This is a genomic window from Synechococcus sp. HK05 (genome assembly GCF_019104765.1).
Taxonomy (GTDB): Bacteria; Cyanobacteriota; Cyanobacteriia; order PCC-6307; family Cyanobiaceae; genus Vulcanococcus.
Genome location: NZ_JAHRXJ010000002.1, coordinates 302,318 through 325,208, shown reverse-complemented (window position 1 = coordinate 325,208; position 22,891 = coordinate 302,318). Strand labels below are relative to the sequence as shown.

Annotated in this window: 27 protein-coding genes and 1 tRNA gene; 12 read left to right on the top strand and 16 right to left on the bottom strand. The window is 67.1% G+C overall.

Going from position 1 to position 22,891, the window contains the following annotated elements:
- Window positions 1-75: 75 nt before the first annotated feature.
- From gatA to KUL97_RS02830, 8 genes are all read right to left on the bottom strand, one after another.
- Window positions 76-1,536: an Asp-tRNA(Asn)/Glu-tRNA(Gln) amidotransferase subunit GatA gene (gatA, locus tag KUL97_RS02865; RefSeq protein ID WP_217795444.1), complete on the bottom strand. Its 1,461-nt coding sequence runs from the start codon at window positions 1,534-1,536 to the stop codon at window positions 76-78.
- Between the two features lie 32 nt (window positions 1,537-1,568).
- Window positions 1,569-1,811, bottom strand: coding sequence for a DUF1816 domain-containing protein (locus KUL97_RS02860; protein ID WP_010307950.1), 243 nt, complete (start codon window positions 1,809-1,811; stop codon window positions 1,569-1,571).
- A gap of 52 nt (window positions 1,812-1,863) precedes the next feature.
- Window positions 1,864-3,423: a 23S rRNA (guanosine(2251)-2'-O)-methyltransferase RlmB gene (gene rlmB / locus KUL97_RS02855; RefSeq protein WP_217795443.1), complete on the bottom strand. Its 1,560-nt coding sequence runs from the start codon at window positions 3,421-3,423 to the stop codon at window positions 1,864-1,866.
- Window positions 3,420-3,791, bottom strand: coding sequence for a ribonuclease III domain-containing protein (locus tag KUL97_RS02850; RefSeq protein ID WP_254896143.1), 372 nt, complete (start codon window positions 3,789-3,791; stop codon window positions 3,420-3,422). Before KUL97_RS02850 ends, rlmB begins: the two co-directional genes overlap by 4 nt.
- Window positions 3,792-3,840: 49 nt before the next feature.
- On the bottom strand, window positions 3,841-4,188 hold the full coding sequence (locus KUL97_RS02845) for an STAS domain-containing protein (RefSeq protein ID WP_217795442.1): 348 nt from the start codon (window positions 4,186-4,188) through the stop codon (window positions 3,841-3,843).
- A gap of 134 nt (window positions 4,189-4,322) precedes the next feature.
- Complete coding sequence (gene carA / locus KUL97_RS02840; protein WP_217795441.1) at window positions 4,323-5,465, bottom strand: glutamine-hydrolyzing carbamoyl-phosphate synthase small subunit; 1,143 nt, start codon at window positions 5,463-5,465, stop codon at window positions 4,323-4,325.
- Between the two features lie 30 nt (window positions 5,466-5,495).
- Window positions 5,496-6,530 (bottom strand): anthranilate phosphoribosyltransferase, encoded by a 1,035-nt coding sequence (gene trpD, locus KUL97_RS02835; RefSeq protein WP_217795440.1) that lies wholly within the window; start codon window positions 6,528-6,530, stop codon window positions 5,496-5,498.
- A gap of 37 nt (window positions 6,531-6,567) precedes the next feature.
- On the bottom strand, window positions 6,568-6,891 hold the full coding sequence (locus tag KUL97_RS02830) for a DUF3288 family protein (RefSeq protein ID WP_217795439.1): 324 nt from the start codon (window positions 6,889-6,891) through the stop codon (window positions 6,568-6,570).
- A 53-nt stretch (window positions 6,892-6,944) separates the two neighbouring features.
- Here KUL97_RS02830 and KUL97_RS02825 point away from each other — a divergent pair, with 53 nt between their 5' ends.
- From KUL97_RS02825 to KUL97_RS02795, 7 genes are all read left to right on the top strand, one after another.
- Window positions 6,945-8,711 (top strand): ABC transporter ATP-binding protein, encoded by a 1,767-nt coding sequence (locus KUL97_RS02825; protein WP_217795438.1) that lies wholly within the window; start codon window positions 6,945-6,947, stop codon window positions 8,709-8,711.
- 102 nt (window positions 8,712-8,813) lie between these two features.
- Entirely contained in the window at window positions 8,814-9,068 is a 255-nt protein-coding gene (locus KUL97_RS02820; RefSeq protein ID WP_217795437.1) for a hypothetical protein, read from the top strand.
- An 84-nt stretch (window positions 9,069-9,152) separates the two neighbouring features.
- Window positions 9,153-9,863 (top strand): peptide-methionine (S)-S-oxide reductase MsrA, encoded by a 711-nt coding sequence (gene msrA, locus KUL97_RS02815; protein WP_217795518.1) that lies wholly within the window; start codon window positions 9,153-9,155, stop codon window positions 9,861-9,863.
- A 7-nt stretch (window positions 9,864-9,870) separates the two neighbouring features.
- Window positions 9,871-10,161 carry a hypothetical protein gene (locus KUL97_RS02810; protein ID WP_217795436.1) on the top strand — a complete coding sequence of 97 codons (291 nt, stop codon included), beginning with the start codon at window positions 9,871-9,873 and terminating at the stop codon, window positions 10,159-10,161.
- Window positions 10,162-10,168: 7 nt separating this feature from the next.
- On the top strand, window positions 10,169-10,375 hold the full coding sequence (locus tag KUL97_RS02805) for a hypothetical protein (protein WP_217795435.1): 207 nt from the start codon (window positions 10,169-10,171) through the stop codon (window positions 10,373-10,375).
- A gap of 47 nt (window positions 10,376-10,422) precedes the next feature.
- Entirely contained in the window at window positions 10,423-10,782 is a 360-nt protein-coding gene (locus KUL97_RS02800; RefSeq protein ID WP_217795434.1) for a Rho termination factor N-terminal domain-containing protein, read from the top strand.
- A gap of 15 nt (window positions 10,783-10,797) precedes the next feature.
- Window positions 10,798-10,871, top strand: a tRNA-Pro gene (locus KUL97_RS02795).
- A gap of 66 nt (window positions 10,872-10,937) precedes the next feature.
- Here the strand turns inward: KUL97_RS02795 and KUL97_RS02790 are convergent.
- Window positions 10,938-11,189, bottom strand: a complete 252-nt coding sequence (locus tag KUL97_RS02790) for a hypothetical protein (RefSeq protein WP_010307907.1) — start codon at window positions 11,187-11,189, stop codon at window positions 10,938-10,940.
- A 104-nt stretch (window positions 11,190-11,293) separates the two neighbouring features.
- Complete coding sequence (locus KUL97_RS02785) at window positions 11,294-12,202, bottom strand: 3'-5' exonuclease (RefSeq protein ID WP_217795433.1); 909 nt, start codon at window positions 12,200-12,202, stop codon at window positions 11,294-11,296.
- Window positions 12,203-12,280: 78 nt separating this feature from the next.
- Here KUL97_RS02785 and KUL97_RS02780 point away from each other — a divergent pair, with 78 nt between their 5' ends.
- The gene (locus KUL97_RS02780) at window positions 12,281-12,745 is read left to right on the top strand and encodes a peroxiredoxin (RefSeq protein ID WP_217795432.1); all 465 of its coding nucleotides are present in this window, start codon (window positions 12,281-12,283) and stop codon (window positions 12,743-12,745) included.
- Complete coding sequence (locus tag KUL97_RS02775) at window positions 12,742-13,467, top strand: DUF1350 family protein (RefSeq protein ID WP_217795431.1); 726 nt, start codon at window positions 12,742-12,744, stop codon at window positions 13,465-13,467. Before KUL97_RS02780 ends, KUL97_RS02775 begins: the two co-directional genes overlap by 4 nt.
- Here the strand turns inward: KUL97_RS02775 and acs are convergent, their stop codons facing one another.
- Window positions 13,468-15,462, bottom strand: a complete 1,995-nt coding sequence (gene acs / locus KUL97_RS02770) for an acetate--CoA ligase (RefSeq protein WP_217795430.1) — start codon at window positions 15,460-15,462, stop codon at window positions 13,468-13,470. It abuts the gene before it with no gap.
- Window positions 15,463-15,572: 110 nt separating this feature from the next.
- On the opposite strand from acs, the gene KUL97_RS02765 reads away from it, so the two are divergent.
- Entirely contained in the window at window positions 15,573-16,247 is a 675-nt protein-coding gene (locus KUL97_RS02765) for an HAD family phosphatase (protein ID WP_217795429.1), read from the top strand.
- On the opposite strand, the gene sds is transcribed toward KUL97_RS02765, so the two are convergent.
- From sds to KUL97_RS02740, 5 genes are read right to left on the bottom strand one after another with little or no spacing between them, the layout of a single operon-like run.
- On the bottom strand, window positions 16,241-17,212 hold the full coding sequence (gene sds / locus KUL97_RS02760) for a solanesyl diphosphate synthase (RefSeq protein WP_217795428.1): 972 nt from the start codon (window positions 17,210-17,212) through the stop codon (window positions 16,241-16,243). The two genes, KUL97_RS02765 and sds, sit on opposite strands and share 7 nt — an antisense overlap.
- 51 nt (window positions 17,213-17,263) lie before the next feature.
- Window positions 17,264-18,082 carry a glutamate racemase gene (gene murI / locus KUL97_RS02755; protein ID WP_217795427.1) on the bottom strand — a complete coding sequence of 273 codons (819 nt, stop codon included), beginning with the start codon at window positions 18,080-18,082 and terminating at the stop codon, window positions 17,264-17,266.
- Window positions 18,079-19,155 (bottom strand): N-acetylmuramoyl-L-alanine amidase, encoded by a 1,077-nt coding sequence (locus tag KUL97_RS02750; RefSeq protein WP_217795517.1) that lies wholly within the window; start codon window positions 19,153-19,155, stop codon window positions 18,079-18,081. The genes murI and KUL97_RS02750 overlap by 4 nt, the downstream gene beginning before the upstream one ends.
- Before the next feature lie 39 nt (window positions 19,156-19,194).
- On the bottom strand, window positions 19,195-20,013 hold the full coding sequence (locus tag KUL97_RS02745; protein ID WP_217795426.1) for a carbon-nitrogen hydrolase family protein: 819 nt from the start codon (window positions 20,011-20,013) through the stop codon (window positions 19,195-19,197).
- A 49-nt stretch (window positions 20,014-20,062) separates the two neighbouring features.
- Window positions 20,063-20,818 carry a 2-phosphosulfolactate phosphatase family protein gene (locus KUL97_RS02740; protein WP_217795425.1) on the bottom strand — a complete coding sequence of 252 codons (756 nt, stop codon included), beginning with the start codon at window positions 20,816-20,818 and terminating at the stop codon, window positions 20,063-20,065.
- Window positions 20,819-20,878: 60 nt separating this feature from the next.
- On the opposite strand from KUL97_RS02740, the gene KUL97_RS02735 reads away from it, so the two are divergent.
- Both KUL97_RS02735 and KUL97_RS02730 read left to right on the top strand, forming a co-directional pair.
- A complete protein-coding gene (locus KUL97_RS02735) occupies window positions 20,879-22,423 on the top strand; it encodes a UbiD family decarboxylase (protein WP_217795424.1) in 1,545 nt (514 codons plus the stop codon).
- Entirely contained in the window at window positions 22,420-22,866 is a 447-nt protein-coding gene (locus KUL97_RS02730) for an Rrf2 family transcriptional regulator (protein ID WP_217795423.1), read from the top strand. The genes KUL97_RS02735 and KUL97_RS02730 overlap by 4 nt, the downstream gene beginning before the upstream one ends.
- The last annotated feature ends 25 nt before the right edge of the window (window positions 22,867-22,891 follow it).

Here is a 22,891-nt window from a genome sequence, read left to right as displayed (position 1 = left end):
CCCCAGGCTAAGGGGCCACCACCAGATTCAGGGCCTGGTCAACGGGATCTTGAAGGGCACACGCCAGGGATGGCGTTAGGGCACCAGGGCCGCAGCCGGACGGTTCTCCATCACGCGCGCCGCCTGCTCGTAATGCCAGGCCACCTGCAGCAGCCGCTCCTCCTCGAGCACGCCGGTGATCAGCTGCACGCCGATGGGCAGACCTGAACCATCAAAGCCGCAGGGCAGGCTGATGGCGGGCAGACCAGCCATGTTGGCGGGGATGGTGAGCAGGTCGGCCAGATACATCGCCAAGGGATCCTCGGCGTGGGCCCCAAAACCGAAGGCGGTGGTGGGGGAGGTGGGAGTGAGCAACACATCCACGGCGCCGAAGGCGCGGTCGAAGTCGCGGCGGATCAGGGTGCGCACCTGCTGGGCCTTCTTGTAGTAGGCGTCCACGTAGCCGGCGGAGAGGGCATAGGTGCCGATCAGGATGCGGCGCTGCACCTCATCACCAAAACCCTCGGCGCGGCTGCGCGAGGTCATCTCCGCCAGGCTGCCGGCATCGGCGGCGCGGTAGCCGTATTTCACGCCGTCGTAGCGGGCCAGGTTCGCTGACGCCTCCGAAGGGGCAATCACGTAATAGGTGGCGATGCCGTCGTTGAAGCGGGGGCAGCTCACCTCCACCAGCTCACAGCCGAGGGCCTCGAGCTGATGAGCCGCAGCCATCACCGATGCCTTCACCTCGGGATCGAGGCCTTCGGCTTCAAAGCACTCGCGCACGATGCCCACCCTGAGGCCCGCCACGGGCTGCTGCAGCGCCGCGGTGTAGTCGGGCACCGGGGCCTTGAGGCAAGTGGAATCGCGGGGATCTTCACCGGCGATCACCTGCAGCAGTTCAGCCGCATCAGCCACGTTGGTGGCAAAAGGCCCCACCTGATCGAGGGAGCTGGCGAAGGCCACCAGGCCGTAGCGGCTCACCCGGCCGTAGGTGGGCTTGAGGCCCACCACGCCGCAGAAGGCGGCGGGCTGACGAATCGAACCACCGGTGTCGGAGCCGAGGGATCCCACACACTCACCGGCCGCGACAGCAGCGGCGCTGCCGCCGGAGCTGCCACCGGGCACCTTCTCGGGGTTCCAGGGGTTGCGGCTGGGGCCGAACACCGACGTCTCGGTGGAGCTGCCCATGGCGAACTCATCGAGGTTCGTTTTGCCCAGAAGCACCGCACCGGCACCCCAAAGGCGCCCGGTGACGGTGGATTCGTAGGGAGGAACGAAGGTCTCCAGCATGCGGCTGGAGCAGGTGGTGCGCACCCCTTTGGTGCAGAGGTTGTCTTTGATGGCCAGGGGCACGCCGGCCAGAGGAGGCAGCTCCTCACCGGCGGAGCGGGCGGCATCGATGCGATCGGCGTCGGCTCGGGCGCGCTCCGCTGTGATCTCGGTGTAAGCGTTGATGCTGGGCTCAACCGCCTCGATGCGGCTGAGGTGCTGATCGGTGAGCTCCCGGGCGGACACCTCGCCGCGCTTGAGCTGCTCGCGCCACTCGGCGATCCCCATCAACCCTGTTGCAAGTCCAGGGGTCGACGCTATCAGTCAGCACTGATGGTGAAGGGCTCGCCGCGGCGCGCACGCAGCAGGGCGTGGTTCACCTCCGCGGCCCCTTCACTGCGGAGGTCCGCCAGGAAGGGGGGCAGGGCCTCCTCGAGGCTGCTGCGGCGCACGTAGGGCCCGAACCAGTAGGTCACATCCGGCTGGCGCGTCTCCACCCGCGCCCACCAGGCCAGACCAAGCCCATTGGCAACGCTGCGCAGGGGCTGGAACAGGGTGGTCATGGGGCGATGGGCAGTGCATTCATTGTGGCCGCGAAAGCGGCGGACGCAGCCATCAGAGCTTGATATCGCCGGAGAAATCCACAGGGTTGCCGGGGGCCAGGCCCAACACAAGCTCGGGCTCGGGCTCCTTGGGAACGCTGAGCTCGGCCACCACCTGCTCCACCAAGGCTTGGGCCGCCTCGGTTTCCTCGGGGCTGAAGGTCTCCAACTCGGCGCTGATGAGGGGCTCCTCCTGCAGCTCCGGCTCAGCGGCAGGGGCTGCAACAGCAGCGGGCGCCGAAGGGATCTGCGGCCGCACGATGCGCGGGGCCGGGGCCGACCCGGTGATCTGTTTCATCCAGCCACGCCGGGCCACCTCGTAGAGCACCATCGCCGTGGCCACCGAGGCGTTGAGGCTGGGGGTGGCGCCCCGCAGGGGAATGCGCACCAGCTGGTCGCAATGCTTGCGGGTGAGCATCGACAGCCCCGATCCCTCCGAACCGGTCACGATCACGAGGGGGCCATCGAGATCGGCCTCACTGAGGGCCACGCCCGCTTCACCCGCCAGACCGATTACGCGGTAGCCCTCGTCCTTGAGGGTTTCCAGGGAACGGTTGAGGTTCACCACCCTGGCCACGGGAAGGTGTTCGAGGGCGCCAGCTGCCACCTTGGCCACCGATCCGGTGAGGCCGGCGCTGCGGCGCTGGGGCAACACCAGGCCATGGGCACCGAGGGCCTCAGCGCTGCGCACGATCGCGCCGAGGTTGTGGGGATCGGTGATGCCATCAAGGGCCATCAACAGCGGAGGCTCGCCGATGGAGCGGCAGCCATCGATCAGGCTGCCGAGATCAAGCGTGTCGGCGGCAGCGGCCTGGAGCACGATCCCCTGGTGCACAGCACCATCGGTGAGCTGCCCAAGCCGCGCCCAGGTCACCTCCTCCACCAGCACGCCGCCGGCCTTTGCTTCACGCAGCAGCTGCATGAAGCGGGGCTGGAAGCGCATCTCCGGCGTGCACCAGATGCGATGAATGGGGCGATCGCTCTCGAGAGCCGCCTGGGCCGCGTGGCGGCCCCAGATCAGATCGTCGGCCGGGCCGGCATTGAAGCGCTCGGATTCACCACTGGGCGCATCAACGATCACCGGGCGGCTGGCGGCCGCCTGATCGCGATCCCCCCGCAGGGGCCGACGCTCAAAGCGGCGCTCTTGGAATGAGGGGCGCGCCGAGGAGAAACGACCCTGACCGGCCTGGGGGCGGCCGGGGCGGCGCTCACTGCGGCTGCCACTGCCGCGGGCGCCTTCGAAGCGAGGACGGTCGCCGCTCGGGCGGTCCGAACTGGAGCGCTCAAAACGGGGGCGCTCACTGCCGCCGCGGCGGGCACCATCAAAGCGACGCTCAGGGCGCCCCCGATCCCGATCACCAAAACGCTCGGCGCGATCACCCCGCTCGGGCCGGCGGCCGAAGGAGGGGCGATCGCCGCCCTCACCACCACGCTCGGGGCGCCATTCCCCACGGGGGGCAAAGGGACGCCGCGACCCGCCGCGGGCATCGGGGCGTGCTGGACGCCCTGGGCGCGATCCCGCAGCCCCCGAGCCCTGGCCTTGGTCCCTACGGCGATCAAAACGGGGGCTCATGCGTCAACGGGCAAAGGGGTTATCGGGTCGGCGTTCTCGAGGTGTGCCAGCAGCTGGGCAAGGCGGCTGGGGTCTTGAAGAAAGAGCCAGCCCACCATTGTCTCAAACCCCGTCGCCCGGCCATAAATGCCGGCCTCTCCTTTGCGGGGTCCACGGCCGGCACGGTTGCGGCCTTTCCGTACCAGCTCTAGCTCCTCCGGCGTCAGTAGGCCATCGCGCTCCAGCACCGCCAGGGCGGCAGCCTGGGCATCGGCACGCACTTCAGCCACCACGGCACGGTGCAAATCACCACTGCGGCCCGGCTGGCGGCAGCGGCGCAAGCGATGGTGGAGCTCCCACACCGCATCCCCCAGCCAGGCCAGCTGCAGCGGGCCGAGGTCAGCGGTGCTGGAGCTGGCCGGAATGGCCGCCAGCCAATCAGGCAGCGATGGATCCGAGGGCGGTATCGAGGTCGGGCTGGAGATGGAGGAACTGCTCAAGCCTCACCAGTTTCACCGTCTGCACCACCCGTGCATTGCCCACCACCAGGAACTGCATGGCCTGGTCATTGCAGTGCTTGGCCATTTGCACCAGGGCACCGAGGCCGGAGGAGTCGATGAAATCGATCTTGCTCAGATCGATCACCAGCGGCTGGGGAGTGCTGGTGAGGTGATCGGTGATGAAGGCGAGAAATTGCTTCTCGGAGTAGGCGTCGAGCTGGCCGGTGAAGCTGAACAGCAGACAGCCGTCCTGCTGCTGAAAGCCACCGCGCAGAGACACGGTCAATCGCTGCAGATCAGTGATGGCTCCTGACCTCTGACGTTTGGGGCGCCTGCAGTGTAATGACGGTTTTCGGAACGAACAGGACCGCAACAAAGCTGCATCGATGCGGCACAACCCGGGGCGCCGCCAGGGGTGCCCTAGGCGCGCCGCTCAGCCATCAAGGCCGCAAAGCGAGCGAAGTGGTGGTCGGCGTCGTGGGGACCAGGGCTGGCTTCCGGGTGGTACTGCACCCCAAACACAGGCTTCTGGCGGTGGGCCAACGCCGCCACCGTGCGGTCGTTGAGATTGAAGTGCGTGACCTCCACCGCATCGGCCGGCAGCGAGGCCGCATCGATGGCGAAGCCATGGTTCTGGCTGGTGATCTCCACCACACCGGGGCTGCCGCAAGGGTGGTTGAGGCCGCGGTGGCCGTAACCGAGCTTGTAGGTGCTACCACCCATCGCCAAACCCAAAATCTGGTGGCCCAGGCAGATGCCGAACACCGGCAGGTTGCTCTGGGCCAACAGGCCCCGCGCCAGCTCGATGCCGCTGGTCACTGCCGACGGATCTCCAGGGCCATTGGAGAGGAACACACCCTCAGGCTGCAAAGCCAGCACCTGCTCGAGGGTGGCATCGGCGGGAAGCACGGTGATCGCGCAGCCATGGGCAGCCAGGCGCTCGAGAATGGCGCGCTTGATGCCGAAATCAATGGCCACCACCCGATAAGGAGTGGCGGGATTGCTCTGCAGGCGCTGATCAAACGCGGCAGGGCAAAGGCTGCTCCAGTCGTAAGGCGCGGCGGTGCTCACGGTTTGAGCGAGATTGAGGCCTGCCATCGAGGGTGCGGAGCGCACCTGATTGAGCAGCTGTTGGGGGCTGCTGCCGTCGGTGCTGATGGCACCGTTGATGGCGCCCCCTTCGCGCAGATGGCGCACCAAGGCGCGCGTGTCGATGCCGCGGATGCCCACCACGTTGTGGCGTTGCAACCAGGCCTCCAGCGTGTCTTCACAGCGCCAGTTGCTGGGCACCGGCGCCAGTTCACGGGCGATCACCCCGCGCACGTGGGGCGCATCGGCTTCCTGATCAGCGCTGTTCACGCCGGTGTTACCCAGTTCCGGATAGGTGAAGGTCACCAGCTGACCGGAGTAGCTGGGGTCGGTCATCACCTCCTGATACCCGCTCATCCCGGTGTTGAACACCACCTCACCCACCGCCGTGCCGCAGGCGCCAAAGGATTCGCCGCGCAGCACCAGGCCATCGGCCAGCACGAGCAGGGCGGGGGATGGGGAAGCTGTCGTCATGCACCCATCATCCCCTCCAACGGATCCGTGTTACTGCGGGGCCAAGGCTGCGCGCAAGCGCTCAAACCGTTGCCAGGCTTCACCGCCAGCCATGGCCCCTAGGGCCATCGGCACGGCGGCTGCCACGGAGTCGGCGCAACCGGCAGCCCAAACCACCAAGGCGGCGTTGAGGGCGACCACATCGCGCTGCGCAGCCGTGCCACGCCCCTGCAGCACCGCCTCCAGGATCGCCTGGTTCTCAGCCAGCTCACCGCCCACCAGGGCCTGCATCGGCGCGTCTGCCAAGCCCAGCGCAGCCGGTGTGATCGTGTCGCGGCGAACCGAGCCCGCCTCGATCAGGCGCAGCTCACTGGGGCCTGAGAGCGACGCCTCATCAAGACCGCCGTGGCCGTGCACCACCACAGCCCGCCGCAGGCCCAGGCGAGCCAACGCATCTGCCATGGGATCGAGCAGATCAGCAGCGCCCACCCCCAGCACTTGGGTATCCGGGCGGAGTGGATTCACCAGCGGGCCGAGCAGGTTGAACACCGTGCGCACCCCTAGGGCGCGGCGCAGCGGAGCCAGCCCCACGAGTGCCGGGTGCCAGCCGGGGGCAAACAGAAAGGTGACACCCGCCGGCTCCAGCGCCGCCACCACCTGCTCGGGCGGGGCTTTGAGGTTGAGCCCCGCCGCCTCGAGCACATCAGCGGAGCCCACCTTGCCGCTAGCGCTTCGGTTGCCGTGTTTGGCCACATGGGCGCCACAGGCCGCCGCCACAAAAGCAACGGCCGTGGAGATGTTGAACGTGTTGGCCCCATCCCCTCCAGTGCCGCAGGTATCCACCAGGGGCAGATCGGGGCGAGGCCCAGGCAAGGGGCAGGCCTGCCGCAGCACCTGGGCCATGGCGGCAAGCTCCTCACCGTTCACCCCCTTGGCCCGCAAGGCAGCCAGCAGGGCACCGGTGAGCACCGGCTCCAGCTCTTCGGCGAGCCAGGCCTGCATCAGGGCTGTGGCCTGGTCTGCCTGCAGCGACTCCCCCTGCAACAGCTGCTCCAGCAGCGCGGGCCAGGACGAAACAGCGGCCATGGGGAGCACTCAGATGGGGCTGATGTAGCAGAAACCTTCAGGGACTGTCCTGATCGGCCGTATCAAAGCCCGAGCCCACGGCCTGCTCCTGCGCCTCAGCACCAGGGCGGTAGCCAGAGGCCCAGATCGCGCGGCAGCGTTGATTGAGTTCCGCGTGGCTCAGACCCCAGAGGCGCAGGGTCTTCTCCAGGTCGTCCTGAAGATCGATGGCACCGGGGAAGCCGGCATAGCGCATCAGCAGCCGGCCCAGATCCACCAACTGGCCATCGGCTGGCTGCTCGGTGGCCAGCAAGGCGTCGACCAACTCACGATCCGATGCATACAAAGGATGCTGTTGCTCGGGCTGATCGCTGGCGGGCATCAGAACGCGCTGCTCGGCTGGCTCCCTAGGTTGGCAGCTTCCTGCGGTGTGACATGGCAGCCATCCGGTTCGGATTGATCGGGCGCTACCTGCGGCCCTATCGCCGCACGGTGCTGCTGGGTGTGGCGGCGTTGGTGGTGGTGAACCTGCTCAGCGTGGCGCTGCCACTGCTGGTGCGGGGTGTGATCGACGACCTGCAGGATGGCTTCACCTTCAGCGATGTGCTGCGCCAGGCCGCGCTGATCATCGTTCTGGCCACCTTGATGGGGGGGGTGCGCCTCTGGTCGCGCATGTTGGTGTTCGGCGTGGGGCGCCAGGTGGAGGCAAGCCTCAAGCAACAGATTTTTGAGCACATGCTCCGCCAGGAGCCGGGCTGGGTGCAGACCACCGGCAGCGGAGAAGTGATCAGCCGCGCCACCAGCGACGTGGAGAACGTGCGGCGCCTGCTGGGTTTTGCGGTGCTCAGCCTCACCAACACGGTGCTGGCCTATGCCCTCACCCTGCCGGCGATGCTCGCCATCGACCCCCTGTTGAGCCTGGCGGCAGTGGGGCTGTACCCGTTGATGCTGGTGACTGTGCGCCTGTTCGGCGGGCGCATGATGCGCCAGCAGCGGCGCCAGCAAGAGGCCCTAGCGCAGCTGAGCGATCTGATCCAGGAAGACCTCTCCGGGATCAATGCCATCAAGATCTACGGCCAGGAAGCCACCGAACGCCTGGCCTTCGAAAGCCGCAATCGCCGCTACCGCGACGATGCGCTGCAACTGGCTCGCACCCGCAGCACCTTGTTCCCGCTGCTGGAGGGCATCTCCTCGGTGAGCCTGCTGCTGCTGCTCGCCCTGGGCAGCGGCCAACTGGAAACCGGGCGGCTGAGCATTGGCGATCTGGTGGCGCTGATCCTTTATGTGGAGCGCCTGGTGTTCCCCACGGCGCTGCTGGGCTTCACCCTCAACACCTTCCAAACCGGCCAGGTGAGCCTCGAGCGGGTGGAAGAGCTGCTGCGGCGCAAACCGCGGGTGACCTCACCGCCGCAACCCGTGGAGGTCGCGCCGCCTCAAGTGGCCGGCCGCCGCGCCGCCGCTGTGGAGGCCCGCAACCTCTGCCTGCGCTACCCCGAGGCGGAGCGCCTGGCCCTCGATGGCGTGAGCTTCCGGCTGGAGCCTGGCGAACTGGTGGCGGTGGTGGGGCCCGTGGGCTGCGGCAAAACCACCCTGGCCCGGGCCCTGGGCCGCATGGTGGAGGTGCCGGAGGGAACGCTGTTCCTCAACGGCACCGACATCACCCAGGTGGAGCTCCAACAGCTGCGTCACCAGGTGGCTCTGGTGCCCCAAGAGGGGTATCTGTTCACGGCCACCCTGGCCGACAACCTGCGCTACGGCGAACCCAACGCCGGCCAAGAGCAGGTGGAAGCAGCAGCGATCCAGGCGCGGCTCGAGGGCGATATCCGCGGTTTCCCCGATGGCTACAGCACGCTCGTGGGCGAACGCGGCATCACCCTGAGTGGTGGTCAGCGCCAGCGCACGGCCCTAGGCCGGGCCCTGTTGGTCCAGGCGCCTCTGCTGGTGCTCGACGACGCCCTCGCCAGCGTGGACAACAACACCGCCGCCGACATCCTGCAATCGGTGCGCAGCCAGCAGGACCGCACGATCCTGATGATCAGCCACCAGCTCTCGGCCGCCGCCGCCTGCGATCGCATCCTGGTGATGGATGGCGGCCGTCTCGTGCAACAGGGCCACCACAACGAGCTGGTGCAACAAAGCGGCACCTACCGGCGCCTGTGGGAGCGAGAGCAGGCGGAGCAGCAGTTGAGCCGGGCTGCTTAACAGAACCGGCAAGCCTCCCGCGCATTCGGTCACACTCTGTGCCTGTCACCAGACAAGGCGCTCAGCCGTGGCTTAGCTGGTGGAACGCTCCGCGCCGCTGCCATGACCACCGGTGTGCCCTATCGCCTGCGCTGCACCCTCACCTTCGGCGATATCTACGGCCAGATCCTGATTTGGATGCTGGTGATCTTCGTGAGCCTGGCCGCTGGCCTGGCACTGATGGGCGCCAGCAAACCCTTGTTTGCCCTGGTGGGTGTGGGGTTGATCCTGGTGCTCTCGCTGCCCTTTCTGCTCTTTGCCTTCACCACCACCCTGCTCAACCACATCGCCCTGGAGCCGGGCGCACCACAAGGTTGAGCGCCGTAGGCTGACCTCACCACATCGGCTGCGGCATCAGTGTTCGGACTGTTTCAGGGACTGGGCGGAACCAAGGGCGCGCTGATCGCTCCCGATGCCGCCCTACCCGGCCGCAGCACCCCCATCGCCACGGCCGATCGCCATGTGGTGCTCGGCACAGCCCTGAAAGCACCGCTCAGCACAAGCCAGCAGGAAGCCCTCTTCGGCTGCGGCTGTTTCTGGGGCGCGGAGAAGGGGTTCTGGCGCCTGCCCGGTGTGATCAGCACCGCCGTGGGGTACGCCGGTGGCTACACCCCCAACCCCACCTATGAGGAAGTGTGCTCCGGCCGCACCGGGCACACCGAAGTGGTGCGGGTGGTGTGGGATGTGAATGCCGTTGATTTCAGCGATCTGCTGAAGCTGTTCTGGGAATGCCACGACCCCACCCAGGGCATGGCACAAGGCAACGACACGGGCACGCAATACCGCTCGGCCGTCTATGTGATGGAGCCTGAGCTCCTCCGGATCGCCAAAGCCTCCTGCGATCGCTACCAGGAGCTGCTCAACGCCAACGGCAAGGGAGCGATCACCACGGAGATCGCAACCGGCAAACCCTTTTTCTTCGCGGAGACTTACCACCAGCAGTATCTGGCTCGCCCCGGCAGCCGCCCCTACTGCTCCGCTCGCCCCAGCGGTGTGCTGCTGGATGCCTTCGAAGGCAGCGCCTACAAGTTGCCCGCCTCGGTGTGGAGCCACTACGACTGGTCGATCGATCACTGCGTGCTGCGCGGTGACAACGCTCCCATCCGCTTGTAACGGCGTTGTGATTGCTCTATTGCTGCCATTGCTGGCCCTCAGCAGCCCCTGGTGGGAGGACTACGACACCCGCGAGCGCTTCCTGTGTGGCGATCAGGGTGTGCTGGTGGTGGAGCGCAACGATGCCCAGGCGTCGTTGATCAGCGGTCGCAACCGCTTCACCCTCTTTCGCGTGGCGAGCAGCCAGCCTGGTGTGCGCTACGGCAGCGATGCGATGGAACTGATCCTCTGGGGCGACAGCCTCACCCTGGAGCAGGGCCGACGCAAGCTCCAGTGCACCCGCACCGATCAAGCCTGAATCCCGGATGAATCCCCTACCCGACCGCACCGTGATCCTCGGGATGCTGATCACCCTGGGGTTGGTGTTTGCCCTGGTGTTCTGGTTTGTGCGGCTGGCGCCATCGCCGGAACCCGCCCTGCAATGGCGTGATGCAGCCCCCCTTTCACCCAAATCAGCGCCTGCCCCGCAACAGCCACGGCTACCGGGCCAAGGCAAGGCCGAGTTGATCTGAGCCAACAAGATCCCAGGCTCGTGGGTGACAATGCCCCGGCGGCATGGATGCCGCGCCCATCCCTCAGCAACAGCGTGGATCCGAAGCCTCAGCGCCAGCTCCATCCGCTGCCCAAGGGACTGGTGGAGCTCTACGGCCTGCTGGCCGTGCTGTTTGTGCTCGTGCCCGAATGGATGGCCGATGGAGCCCTCGCAGGCCTACGGGGCGGGCGAAGCGGCAGCGAGCTGCCGATGACCAGTTCCGCCTGGCAGCGCGTTCCAGAACTGCGGCTGGCGGCCATGACGCTCCGGGAGCTCCGGGAGCTCGCTCGGGCGCTGCGCCTCTGGGGTTACAGCACCCTCAACCGGGAGGAACTCACCGCCTCCCTTCTGCGCAAAATCCAGGCCAGGCGCGGGAAGGCGCTGTGATAATTTCTTTCTCGCCGGGGCGTAGCGCAGCTTGGTAGCGCACCACTTTGGGGTAGTGGGGGTCGTGGGTTCAAATCCCGCCGCTCCGATTGCAACCGGCTCTCAACCACCCCTCGGGGTGGTTTTTTTATGCCTTCGCAGCGATCACGCAGCGTTTACTGCAACCGGGTGTGCACCCGATAGCAAGCCAGCCAACGGTTCACACGCGGGCGAAGGCTGGGGGGCACTTCCTCCAGCAACTGCGACAACTCCAGCGCGCCTAGACGGCGCAGGTCGCGCACATCCACATGCCAAAGCGCCTCGGCTTCACGGATGAGCCGAGCCCAGGTGCGGGTGTCTTGCCAGCGCTGCACCCGCTGATGCACTGGGGGGGGATGGCGGGGGTGTCCGCGGGCGGAAACGGCCATCGCACACAACCTCGAAGCTTCATCCACACCATGGCCGCAAATGCCCAGGGCAATGAAAAGCAGCGTTTCACCTTCCTATAGATGAAGGAAAACCAGTGGAGCGCTTAGGCCGAACGGCGTTGCTGCTCCCCCTCCACCGGCACCACAGGGAAACTGAGCAACGCCGCCTCCCGCTCCGACAGGCGACGGCTCCAGGCCCCACTCACCGGCTCATTCCAGCGGAACCCGGCTTCGCGAGCTTTATGACGCTCCTCATAGGACAAGCGGGCGCGGTAGAGCCGACGGGGCTCCAGGCCCTGTTGGAGCAGCTGCTCAAGATCGCTGCAACGCTCAAACACCTGGGCCAAATAGATGCAGTCGGTGAGGGCGCGATGGGCGGCCCACACCGGCACGCCATAGGCGAGCGCCAGATCCCGCACCGATGGGTTCGAGCGGAGGTGGCGATCCGCAGGCCAGCGGATGTCCTCCATCGAGCAAAGCCAAGGCTGATGGATCGCGGGCAGGGGAGCAATCCCAAACCACTGGCGATCAAACGCCGCGTTGTGCGCCACCACCACATCGGCAGCAGCCAATAAAGCCTCAAACCAATCAAGGCCCTGCTGCCAGGGTTGGGGCTGCTGGGTGAGTACGGGATCAATGCCGTTCACCGCCTGGGCAGGATTGTGCTCGCAGGGCAGCAGGAAAGACACCTGGGCCAGCACAGAACGGCGGGGCACATCGAACAGCACCGCGCCCACCTCAATGCAACGGTCGCGCTGCGGGTCGAGGCCGGTGGTTTCCGTATCAAGGATCAAGAGCCGCTGGGGCACAAGCGGCGAGCCGATCTCAGGCGGCGCTTCAGCTTGGGGCGCTGGATCAGGCTCGGCGCGAGGTTCAGGGTCAGCGACGGGCTCGGGCTCGGGCTCGATCACGGGCTCGATCTCAGGCTCGAGCGCCTTCTTCTCGGTCGGAGCCTGCATCAGGCTCAGCAAGTCCACCTGCTCCCAGGGTTGCGGGGGTTCGGCCGGGTCCATGGAGCGCTGCGCGTCGGCTTCATGATCCCAGGCCGCGCCAGGCCCTGCCTAGGGTTTCGCCAGCCTCTCCCAACCGTCTTGGCAGCAGCCCTGAGCCGCGGCGATCGCGCACCCCTCATTGCCCTCACCGATCAGAACGGCACCGAACAACGCAGCGATCAACTCGGCGGCAAAGCCCTGGTGCTGTTCTTCTATCCCAAGGACGACACCCCCGGCTGCACCATGGAGGCCTGCGCCTTTCGCGACAGCTACAGCGATCTTCAGGCCCTGGGGGCCGAGGTGTGGGGGGTGAGCGGCGATGACGCAGCCAGCCATCAACGCTTTGCCCAGCGCCACAACCTTCCCTATCCCCTCCTGGTGGACAAAGGCAATCAGCTGCGCAAGGCCTTCGGAGTGCCCAGCGTGCTGGGACTGCTGCCGGGCCGCGTCACCTACGTGATCGATGGCGACGGTGTGATTCGGCATGTGTTCAACAACCTCCTCGATGGGCCGGCCCACCGCCGCGAGGCCATCGAGGCCCTCAAGGCCTTGCAACAGCCATGAGCTGGCGCCAGCGGGGCAGCCTTTGGTGTCTGGAACCTGAAGGGGGAGCCCCCCTCGGGCTGGTGCAGTTCATCGGTGGCAGCTATCTGGCCGCCACGCCGCAACTCAGCTACCGCCGCCTGCTGGAGGCCCTCAGCCGGCGCGGCCTGGCGATCCAGGCCTGGAGTTATGTGCCGGGCTTTGATCATCAGGCCCAGGCCAACGAGGCCTGGAAACTGTTCCGATCCGCCCGCCCTGAAAGCCTGGCTGCCCTGCGCTTGGGCCACAGCCTGGGCTGCAAGCTTCACCTGCTCGCCCCCGACAATGGCCGCGGCTGCAGCGGCCTGGCGGCACTGAGCTTCAACAACTTCTCAGCCGAACGCAGCGTGCCACTGTTGGCGGAACTGGGGCCGCGGCTGGGCATCCAGAGCGAATTCAGCCCCTCCCCCAGCGAAACCCTGCGGCTGGTGGGTGCGAACTACCGACAGCCCAACAACCTGCTGGTGCGCTTCAACCGCGATGGCATCGACCAGTCGCCGAGGCTGCTGGCGGTGCTGCAACAACGGCCTGACGATCACTCCGAGCTGCTGGAGCGGCCGGGGGATCACCTCACGCCAGCCAGCGCTGGCCTGCGCCAAAACCTGCTGGGCAGCTGGGCCGATGATCCGGCCCGGCAACGGCAGATCGACTCGCTCGCGGAGACGATCTGCCGTTGGTGGCAACCGGCGCGTCGCCAACCCTGATCAGACGCGCAGTGCGTCGAGCACGGAGCGATCCTCAAGGGTGGAGGTGTCGCCGCTCACCTCCTGGCCCGCAGCCAACGAACGCAGAATGCGGCGCATGATCTTGCCACTGCGGGTTTTCGGCAGGGCATCGCTGAACTTGATCACATCGGGGCGTGCGATCGGCCCGATCTCCTTGCCCACATGGCCGCGCAGGTCAGCGATCAGGGCGTCGTCTCCGCTGCGGCCGGCCTCCAGGGTCACAAAAGCCACAATCCCTTCACCCTTGAGCTCATCAGGCCGGCCCACCACGGCCGCTTCGGCCACGGCCGGATGGCTCACCAGGGCGCTCTCGATCTCCATCGTGCCGAGGCGGTGGCCGCTCACGTTGATCACGTCGTCCACGCGGCCCATCACCCAGAAGTAGCCATCGCTGTCACGGCGAGCACCATCGCCGGCGAAGTAAAGCCAGGAGCCATCGGCGGGGCGAATCTCCTCCCAGTAGCTCTTGCGGAAGCGATCGGGGTCACCGTGCACGGTGCGCATCATTCCTGGCCAGGGACGGCGGATCGCGAGGTAGCCCCCCTGATCAGCGGGCTGGGAGTTGCCGTCGTGGTCGACGATGTCGGCCTGGATGCCAGGCAACGGTAGGGTGGCGGATCCGGGCTTGGTGGGGGTGGCGCCCGGAAGGGGGCTGATCATCACGCCGCCGGTTTCGGTCTGCCACCAGGTATCCACGATCGGGCAGCGGTTGCCGCCGATCACATCGCGATACCAGATCCAGGCCTCGGGGTTGATCGGCTCACCCACGGTGCCGAGGATGCGCAGCGAACTCATGTCGTATTGGTCCGGCACCTCGCGGCCGCTCTTCATGAAGGCGCGGATCGCCGTGGGGGCGGTGTAAAAGATCGTGCACTTGTGCTTCTGGATTACCTCCCAGAAGGCACCGGGCTTGCTGGGGCGCGGCGCACCCTCGTACATCACCGTGGTGGCGCCGTTCGACAACGGGCCGTAGACGATGTAGCTGTGCCCCGTGATCCAGCCCACATCGGCGGTGCACCAGTGGATGTCGTTCTCCTTGAGATCAAAAATCCACTGGAAGGTGAGATGGGCCCAGAGGTTGTAACCAGCAGTGGTGTGCACCACCCCTTTGGGTTTGCCCGTAGACCCTGAGGTGTAGAGCACGAACAGCCGGTCTTCACTCGCCATGGGCGCAGCGGGGCAGTCGGCGCTCTGGGCGTCCACCACGTCGTGCCACCAGTGGTCGCGGCCGGTCTGCATCGGGCAATCGCTCTCGATGCGCTTCACCACCAGCACGTGCTCAACGCTCGGCGCACCACCGTTGCTGCCGAGGGCCTCATCCACGGCGGGCTTGAGCGGCACTGGCTTGTCCTTGCGGAAGCCGCCATCGGCGGTGATCACCGCCTTGGCCTCGCCATCGATCAGGCGATCACGCAGGGCGTCAGCCGAAAACCCACCGAACACCACGGAATGGGGCGCACCGATGCGGGCGCAGGCGAGCATGGCGATCGCCGCCTCCGGCACCATCGGCATGTAAAGCGCCACCAGATCGCCCTTGCCGATGCCGAGCGCCTTGAGCGCATTGGCCGCCTTGCACACCTCGGCGTGCAGCTGCCGGTAGGTGAAGGTGCGGGTATCGCCGGGTTCTCCTTCCCAGATCAGCGCTGTCTTGTCGGCGCGGGGCCCCTCGAGATGGCGATCGAGGCAGTTGTAGCTGAGGTTGGTGGTGCCGCCTTCAAACCAACGCGCAAACGGGGGATTGCTCCAATCGAGCACCGTGTGAAACGGTTCGAACCAGTGCAACTCACGCCGGGCGGCCTCGCCCCAGAACTGATCCGGGTCCTGCTGAGCCTGCGCGGCCACCTGTCGGTAGGCCTCCAGCGACCCGATCGCGGCACCGGCCGCCAACGCGGCCGGCGGCTCAAACACCCGCTGCTCCTGCAGCACCGATTCGATCGTGGTGGAGGCAGCGGGGCTGGTCTGGGCCTCAGACATGCGGGCAGGGGCAGGCGCGCCCATTCAAGCGAGCCAGCAAGGGGCTTGAGCGCTCAAGCGGCAGGCCTGTAATGGGCGCAGGCGGATCGGTGCTGATTCAGGATGGGTGGATGGTCCGCCCCGCCGCCTGCCTGTTCGATCTCGACGGGCTGCTGCTCGACACCGAACCGCTGCATGCGGAAGCCTGGCAGCAGGCCTCCAGCCATTTCGGCAGGCCCCTGACTCCCGCTGAGCTGTTGGCCCTGCGGGGTCGCCGCCGCCACGACTGCGCCGATCAGGTGCGGCAGTGGATCAGCGCGGATGGTGCCAACCCGGCCCCCAGCCGCGATGCCCTGCTGGCCGTGCGCCAGCCCATCGCCGAGGCGCTGCTGGTCCAGGCCGCACCGATGCCAGGGGCACCGGAGCTGGTGGAACGCTGCGGGGCCTTGGGCATTCCCATGGCCCTGGCCACCAGCAGTTCCAAGGCCGCCGTGGCCCTCAAGGCGTCACCCCATCCCTGGCTGGCCGCCATCAGCGTGCGGGTGCACGGCGATGACCCCCATCTGGGCCAGGGCAAACCGGCACCGGATGTGTTCCTGCTGGCGGCTGAGCGATTGGGCGTGGATGCCCAACACTGCTGGGCCTTTGAAGATTCACCAGCAGGCGTGCAGGCGGCCCGTGCAGCGGGATGCCACGTGCATGTGCTGCCCCCCAACCACCTCAATGCTGAGCAACGCCGTGCGCTGTATCCCGGGATTGACCGCTTCCTCGTCAGCTTGGCTGAGGTGATCGCGGCGCTTCAGTAGAGCCGGCTGAGCACAAACTCCGGCAGCGCCAGCAGGGCACTGCGGCAATCCGAGGCGGGCAGCCAGCTAATGGACTCACGCGCCTCGTTCGCGAACCCTTCAGCGAGAGCACGGGAGCGCTGGATGGCCTGGCTGTTGCGCACAAGCTCGAGGGCTTGATCGAGATCGCCGTCTTCGCTGAACTCCCGCTCAATCAGCCCGGCCAGTGCAGGGTGCTCCTCGAGGGCATACAGGGCTGGGGCGGTGAGATAACCCGTGGCCAGGTCACTGGCGGCGGGTTTACCCAGCTGCTGATCGCTGCCGGTGAAATCGAGAATGTCGTCGACCACCTGGAAGGCCAAACCCAGCTGGCGGCCGAAGCGGTACAGCTCATCGAGCTGGTGGGCGGGAAGGCCGCTCAGCACACCTGCAGCGCGGGCGCTGTTGGCGATCAATGAGGCGGTTTTGCAGTAGCTCTTTTCGAGGTAGGTCTCGAAGCTCTGGCCGGTGTCGTAGCGGAACAGGCCCTGCTTCACCTCACCGTCGGCGAGGTCCATGATCACGCGGGACAGCAGCTTCACCACCTCGAGGTCATCGAGGTTGGCGAGATGCCAGCTGGCCTGGGCAAATAGAAAATCGCCGGCCAACACAGCCACCCGGTGGTTGAAGCGGCTGTGCACGGTGTCCACACCGCGACGGGTACTGGCTTCATCCACCACGTCGTCGTGCACGAGCGAGGCGGTGTGGATCATCTCAGTGATCTCCGCCAGGCGCCGGTGGCGTGCGGTGAGCTCGCCATCGGCGGCCAGCGCTCGTGACACCAGCAGCACGATGCCGGGGCGCAGGCGCTTGCCTCCGGCGCTGAACAGATGCTCTGCAGCAGCCTGAAGGATCGGGTGCCCCGCTCCGATCAGGCTGCGCAGATCGCTCAGCAGGGCCTCGAGGTCGGCCTCGACGGGCTGAAGCAGCTCTGCAACCGTGGCCATGACCCCCTGCGGTGGCCGAATCCTAGGAGGCGCACCCTGGCTGGCGCTGGCTCATCTGTGATGCAAATGCCCCTGATGCCAGACCAGGGGCTGACTGATGCAACGGGCACCCACCAGCCGGGCCACCGCGCGATCAAACCGCTCGGGTTGGGCGCTCGTGAAAAAGCGCAGCTCCCGCCCGCCGGAGCCGCCGCTCAGCAACCCCTGAGCAGCCAGCACCTCTCCCAGATGGCGTGCCACAGCTGGGGCTGGATCCAGCACAGCCAGGCCAGGCCCAACCAACCGTCGAATCGCCTCAATCACAAACGGGTAGTGGGTGCACCCCAGCACGATCGTGTCGGCGCCGGCCTTGAGCATTGGGTTGAGAAAACTGCGCAGCAGGGCATCACAGCGTTCCCCCTCCAGCTCGCCCATCTCCACAAGATCGGCCAGGCCAATGCACACCTGCTCCACCACCTGCACATCACCGGCCCAGCGCCCCACGGTGGCTCGGTAGAGCTCACCCTGGAAAGTGGCCGGTGTAGCCATCACTCCCACCACACCGCTGCGCGTGAGCTCCACAGCGGGCTTCACAGCGGGTTCCAGCCCCAGGATCGGCAGCTGCGGAAAGGCCCCACGCAACGGCTCCAGCGCCACGGCTGAAGCGGTGTTGCAGGCCACCACAATCGCCTTGCAGCCCATGCTGATCAACTGCGCCGCAATCTCATTGCAGTAGGCCTGGATCTCCTCAGCCGATCGCTGCCCGTAGGGCACATGGGCCTGATCCGCCAGGTAGATCACCGATTCACCAGGCAGGTGATGCACCACCTGCCGCCAGACACTCAAGCCCCCCAAGCCGGAATCAAAGATGCCGATGGGTGCGCCGCTCATGGATTGGCGACCAGGTAATTGAGCAAGCCGGTGGCAATGGCCACGGCCATCCGCCGCCGGAACGCAGGGTCCGCCAGGCGCGGCGCATCGAGCTGACCCGTGACAAAGCCCATCTCCGCCAGGGCCGCCGGCATCACGGTGCGGCGAATCACAAAGAAGCGACCCGGGCGTGCGCCCCGATCAGGGCTCCCCGGGGACACCCGCAGCATCTGCAGCTGCACCGCCTCCGCCAGCCGTTTGGAGGGCCCGTCTTGGAAATAGAAGGTTTCGATGCCGTTCACATCCGGGCGCGACATGCTCAGCGCATTGGCATGAATGCTCAAAAACAGATCAGCCCGGTTGTTGTTGGCGAGGGCCACCCGGGGCGGGAGATCAACATCCACTTCCGAAGTGCGGGTGAGCAGCACCTGCACACCTTTGGCCTGCAGGATCTGCGCCACCTGCAAGCTCACATCGAGCACCACATCGGTTTCCCGCAAGCCCTTGATGCCCACAGCCCCGGGGTCAGGGCCGCCATGCCCGGGATCAATCACCACCTTGTAGCGATCGCGCGGCACGCTGGGCAGCCCTTCCAGCGAGGGCATCGGCCCGGTGGGCACCCCAGCGCCCGGTGGACGCGCCCGCCAACTCGGCGTGGATGGCGCATCCAGGTCACCCTCACCGAAGGGGTTGATGCCACTCACCACCTCACCCAGCTGCATCTGCCAGCGGTCGGCGCTGGTGCCCACCAAACGCAACTCCGCGGGGTCGAGCTTGGTGCCCGGACGAAATTCCACCACCAGCCGCGTGGTGTTGTCAGTGGGCCGACCGACCCGCACTTCACGAATGGCGCCATTGCCGCGCACGCTGCGGCTGCGGGAGGGGGCACCCGGCAGATCCAGCCAGAGCTTGGGGCCCACCAGGCCACGACCCTCCTCAAAGAAGGCTTCGATGCTGGTGCCAGGTGGCGTGCGCAGCTCAAGCGCACCAGAGCGGTTGATCCGCCAGGCGGCCAGGGCACTGCCCGCCCACGCTGGCAACGCTGAAGCCAGGCACACGATCGGAACTGAAGCGGCCAAGGCCAGCCCCGACAAACGCGCCCACAGGCGGGAGGAGAACAACGCCCTCACAGCTCAGAACAGGGCCGGGCGCCGGTGCTGCAGGCTCGGCATCTGGGCCTGAATGCGCTGGCGGTGTTGCACATCCACCGGTGCCACAGCCTGACCGGGAGCGCTGCCCGCATCCGAGAGCACCGTTCCCCAGGGATCGATCACCAGGGCATGGCCGTGAGTCTGGCGGCGGCCGCCGTGATGACCGGTCTGGGCCGGAGCCAGCACGTAGGCCGTGTTTTCAATGGCGCGGGCCTGCAGCAGCACCTGCCAGTGGTCCTTGCCGGTGAAAGCGGTGAAGGCCGCCGGAATGAACAACACATCCGCACCGGCGCTGGCCAGATGCCGGTAGAGCTCGGGGAAGCGCACGTCGTAACAGATAGAGAGACCCACGCGGCAGAGGCCAGGCACATCCACCACCGGCGGCAGCGCGTCGCCGGGCTGCACCGTGGCCGACTCCCGGTAGGTGTTGCCGTCGGGGAGGTCCACATCGAAGAGGTGGATCTTGTCGTAGCGGGCGAGGATCTGGCCGTCTTTGCCCACCAGCTCGGCGCGGTTGCTGGTGAGCCGCTCTCCAGCCGGCACGGGGTAGCCACCGCCCAGGAGCGTTACCTGGTAGCGGCGGGCCATGGTGATCAAAAACTGCTGGGCCCGCTCGGCCAGCTGAGGGGCGATCTCGAGGCGGTGCTCGTCATCGCCCATGAAGGCGAAGTTTTCGGGCAGCCCCACCAGTTCGGCGCCGCGGCGAACCGCCAGATCGATCTGCTCCTCCGCCGCCGCGAAGTTCGCGTCGGGATCAGCGGTGCTGGTGAGCTGGATCGCTGCTGCCAGAAAGCTTGTCACCGCTTGCGTTTTACCGATCCGCGCACTGTAAGGGTGCCGGCAAGGGCCCTCAGGCCCCCTGGAGCACTCCGGGGCTGGTCTGGGTGGGCACGATCGTGAGGTTGTCCACAGCGGCGCAGCAGGCGAAGTCGACGTCGTGGTTGCCGATGCCGATCAGGCGTTGGCCGTGGCTGGCGGCCCGCAGGCAGGTTTCGGTGTCGGTGTGCCATTGCTGCCAGAGGGCCAGGGCCGCCAGGGCCTCATCGTTGGCGCAGCGCACACCCACGTGGGGCGACACCGCCAGCTCCAGCGCCGCCGACACCACAGCACCAGCCGCCAGGCTGTCTTCCAGGGAGTAATCGCCTTCCCAGCCGCTGCCCACGATCCACACCTGGCGGCAATCGCGCTCGATCAGGCGGCGGGCCACGGCGGTGCGGTTGGGCAGGCAGGCCGTCACCAGCAGCGGCACGGCTTTCACCGCCTCCAGCGAGCGGGTGCCATTGGTGGTGCTCATGAAAATGCGCTTGCCCCCCACCAGCTCCGGCGTCACCGCCAACGGGGAATTGCCCAGGTCGTAGCCATCCACCCGCTTGCCGCCGCGCTCACCGGCCCGCAGGCGGCGCTCCGCCGGCCAAGCGGCCGCCGTGGCATCCAGTTCGCCCAGATCAGCAAAGGCCTGGATCGCCTCCGCACCGTTCTCCAGCGACCAGGCAATCGTGGTGGTGGCCCGCAGCACATCGATCACCACCGCCGCATCGGGGCCGCCCTCGGCCACAGGGCGCACGGCCGGCACGCACTCAGAGGTGTGGAAATAGGAGATCTGCACGGCCGCAGTGGCGGAAGGGGTGCGTCACAGTAGGCACCACACGGTGGCGCTTTGCAGGCAATGGGTTCGCAGCGCGACCTGCGCGGGTTTCTGAAGCTGCTGGAGGAGCGCGGTCAGCTGCGCCGCATCACGGCTCCAGTGGATCCGGATCTGGAGTTGGCGGCGATCGCCGACCGGGTGCTGAGCTGCGGCGGGCCGGCGCTGCTGTTCGAGAACGTGATCGGCAGCGCGATGCCGGTGGCGATCAATTTGATGGGCACCCAGGAGCGGGTTCTCTGGAGCATGGGCATGGAGCGGCCCGAGGAGCTGGAGGCGCTCGGTGAGCGCCTGGCCCTGCTCCAGCAACCGCGGCCTCCCAAAGGCGCCCGTGAGGCGTTGCGCTTCGGCTCGGTGCTGCTCGACGTGCTGAAGGCACGCCCCGACCTTGATCTCACGCCCCCCTGCCGCCAGGAGGTGTTCAAGGGTGAGGCGGTGAACCTCGATGCGCTGCCCCTGCTGCGCCCCTGGCCGGGCGATGGCGGCCGCATCCTCACCCTGGGCCTGGTGATCACCAAAGACCCAGAAACCGGCACCCCGAATGTGGGGGTGTACCGGCTGCAGCAGCAGTCGATCAACACGATGACCGTGCACTGGCTGAGCGTGCGCGGCGGTGCGCGCCACCTGCGCAAGGCGGCGGCCCTCGGCAAGAAGCTGGAGATCGCCATCGCCATCGGCGTGCATCCGCTGCTGGTGATGGCGGCGGCCACACCGATCCCCGTGCAGCTGAGCGAGTGGCTGTTTGCCGGCCTCTATGCCGGCGAAGGCGTCCGGCTGGCCAAGTGCAAAACGGTGAACCTGGAAGTGCCCAGCCACAGCGAAGTGGTGCTCGAAGGCACGATCACGCCGGGGGAGGAGCTGGCTGATGGCCCCTTCGGCGATCACATGGGCTTCTACGGCGGCGTGGAACCCTCACCGCTGGTGCGCATCCAGTGCGTCACCCAACGGCGCAACCCGATTTACTTCACCACCTTCAGCGGCCGGCCTCCCAAGGAGGACGCGATGCTCGCCATCGCCCTCAACCGCATCTACACGCCGATCCTGCGGCAGCAGATCCCGGAGATCGTGGATTTCTTCCTGCCGATGGAGGGCCTCAGCTACAAGCTGGCCGTGATCGCGATCGACAAGGCCTACCCCGGCCAGGCCAAGCGCGCCGCCATGGCGTTCTGGACGGCCCTGCCCCAGTTCACATACACCAAGTTCGTGGTGGTGGTGGACAAATCCATCAACATCCGCGATCCACGCCAGGTGATCTGGGCGATCAGTGCCCTGGTGGATCCGCAGCGGGATCTGATCGTGGTGGAGGACACCCCCTTCGACACCCTCGATTTCGCCAGCGAGCAGCTGGGCCTCGGTGGCCGCCTGGCGATCGACGCCACCACCAAGCTCGGCCCTGAGCGCAACCACCCCTGGGGTGAACCCCTCAGCCGTCCGGTGGAACTGGAGGCGCGCCTGGATGCGCGCTGGGCCGAACTGGGCCTGGCCGATGTGGGCCAGAACGATCCCGATCCAGCGCTGTTCGGCTACGCGCTGGAACAGGTGCTCGAGCGGCTGGCCAAAGCGGGATGACCCTGCTGCGCCGCAGCGGACAGCAGGCCCTGCAAGCGCTGCTGGAGCTGGCTGAAGCACCGCAGCAATGGCGTTCCGTGACTGAGATCGCCGCCGCTCAGGCCTTGCCGGCCCCGATGCTCGAGCAGTTGCTGCTGCAGCTGCGGCGGGCCGGCCTGGTGGAGGCCCGCCGCGGGCGCTTGGGGGGCTACCGGCTGCAACGGCAGCCCGCCGCCATCGCGGTGGCCGAGGTGCTGGCGGCTGTGGGAGCCGACATCCAGCTGATCGAACCCGACGTCCCTGACAGCAACCGGGCCGAGGAGCAGGTGCTGCGCTCCATGGCCCGGCGCCTGCAGCGGGCCATGGAGCGGGAGCTGCTGCAGTTCAACCTCGAGGAACTGCTATTTGATCTGCGCAGCTGCCGCGAAACCCTCAGCGGCGACGGCGGCTTGATGCTCGGCTGAGGCCGATGCCTACGCTCGCTGCACT

Bases quoted from the DNA above. Each gene is read 5' to 3' on its own strand.
- KUL97_RS02820 (WP_217795437.1), top strand. From the start codon at position 8,814: ATGACCACCGGTGTGCCCTATCGCCTGCGCTGCACCCTCACCTTCGGC.
- trpD (WP_217795440.1), bottom strand. From the start codon at position 6,530: ATGGCCGCTGTTTCGTCCTGGCCCGCGCTGCTGGAGCAGCTGTTGCAG.
- KUL97_RS02805 (WP_217795435.1), top strand. From the start codon at position 10,169: ATGAATCCCCTACCCGACCGCACCGTGATCCTCGGGATGCTGATCACC.
- KUL97_RS02735 (WP_217795424.1), top strand. From the start codon at position 20,879: ATGGGTTCGCAGCGCGACCTGCGCGGGTTTCTGAAGCTGCTGGAGGAG.
- acs (WP_217795430.1), bottom strand. From the start codon at position 15,462: ATGTCTGAGGCCCAGACCAGCCCCGCTGCCTCCACCACGATCGAATCG.
- KUL97_RS02775 (WP_217795431.1), top strand. From the start codon at position 12,742: ATGAGCTGGCGCCAGCGGGGCAGCCTTTGGTGTCTGGAACCTGAAGGG.
- rlmB (WP_217795443.1), bottom strand. From the start codon at position 3,423: ATGAGCCCCCGTTTTGATCGCCGTAGGGACCAAGGCCAGGGCTCGGGG.
- KUL97_RS02790 (WP_010307907.1), bottom strand. From the start codon at position 11,189: ATGGCCGTTTCCGCCCGCGGACACCCCCGCCATCCCCCCCCAGTGCAT.
- KUL97_RS02765 (WP_217795429.1), top strand. From the start codon at position 15,573: ATGGTCCGCCCCGCCGCCTGCCTGTTCGATCTCGACGGGCTGCTGCTC.
- carA (WP_217795441.1), bottom strand. From the start codon at position 5,465: ATGACGACAGCTTCCCCATCCCCCGCCCTGCTCGTGCTGGCCGATGGC.
- sds (WP_217795428.1), bottom strand. From the start codon at position 17,212: ATGGCCACGGTTGCAGAGCTGCTTCAGCCCGTCGAGGCCGACCTCGAG.
- KUL97_RS02785 (WP_217795433.1), bottom strand. From the start codon at position 12,202: ATGGACCCGGCCGAACCCCCGCAACCCTGGGAGCAGGTGGACTTGCTG.
- KUL97_RS02800 (WP_217795434.1), top strand. From the start codon at position 10,423: ATGCCGCGCCCATCCCTCAGCAACAGCGTGGATCCGAAGCCTCAGCGC.
- gatA (WP_217795444.1), bottom strand. From the start codon at position 1,536: ATGGGGATCGCCGAGTGGCGCGAGCAGCTCAAGCGCGGCGAGGTGTCC.
- KUL97_RS02860 (WP_010307950.1), bottom strand. From the start codon at position 1,811: ATGACCACCCTGTTCCAGCCCCTGCGCAGCGTTGCCAATGGGCTTGGT.
- KUL97_RS02825 (WP_217795438.1), top strand. From the start codon at position 6,945: ATGGCAGCCATCCGGTTCGGATTGATCGGGCGCTACCTGCGGCCCTAT.
- KUL97_RS02830 (WP_217795439.1), bottom strand. From the start codon at position 6,891: ATGCCCGCCAGCGATCAGCCCGAGCAACAGCATCCTTTGTATGCATCG.
- KUL97_RS02730 (WP_217795423.1), top strand. From the start codon at position 22,420: ATGACCCTGCTGCGCCGCAGCGGACAGCAGGCCCTGCAAGCGCTGCTG.
- murI (WP_217795427.1), bottom strand. From the start codon at position 18,082: ATGAGCGGCGCACCCATCGGCATCTTTGATTCCGGCTTGGGGGGCTTG.